Annotated in this window: 2 protein-coding genes; both read left to right on the forward strand. The window is 38.4% G+C overall.

The window, feature by feature from the left end:
* Positions 1-193: hypothetical protein (locus tag QC029_RS30440; protein ID WP_279559074.1), on the forward strand; the 193-nt coding region annotated here is incomplete at its 5' end.
* Between the two features lie 157 nt (positions 194-350).
* A partial coding sequence (locus QC029_RS30445) for a phage/plasmid replication protein, II/X family (RefSeq protein WP_279559075.1) occupies positions 351-724 on the forward strand: 374 nt, incomplete at its 3' end.

Consider the following 724-nt stretch of genomic DNA (forward strand, 5'->3'; position numbering starts at 1 on the left):
TTTCATTGTTGAGTTTCTAATTGATGCTCAACCGTTGTTTCAAGAGCTTTACAATACAATCAGTCATGCTAAAGAAATCCAAGACAGTATGCCGTCTTTGATGCGTTTGACTGCTATGGCAAATCAGCAAGTTGGCGTTATGAATAGCGAAATGGGTGATTTAATGTCGCAAATTGGCAAAGGTGAAAAATGATTATAAAAAATGGAATTGTTATTGATTATGAAAATTGCGTTCGCTGTGGCTGTGAATTGCGTGGTATAGGCTTTGATGATGGTTTGTGTGATGACTGCTATGATGATGACTTAGACGACAAAATAGAGCGGTTATACAGTGAAAACGTAGGTGAAAAATGATTGACTGGGTAACAGCTCGGCTACCTTGTTCCAATTCTGGACAAATATGTGATGGTCAAGTCGTAAAATTAAATGCTGACGGCTCTGAAGTTGAGTGGACTACTCAAACTAGGCTATCTGTTACTGGCTCTCATGATAGTTCAATTTCTATCCGTTCCCTTACCGAAAATACAATAGAAATATCGGGCAATCCTGCTAAATGGCTTCAAGGTCATAATCTTTTTGGCTCTAATGATTTACGCTTGCTTATGTGGGTGTTTTTCAATCGTTTAATCGAGTTCTACGACATTGGGTTGAATCCTACCATTCAAGACTTAGAGAGAATAAAAGAAGGTCGTTATACGGTCTCAAGAGTGGACATTAACGAAAC

Source organism: Streptomyces sp. DH37, assembly GCF_029813835.1.
Taxonomy (GTDB): Bacteria; Actinomycetota; Actinomycetes; order Streptomycetales; family Streptomycetaceae; genus Streptomyces.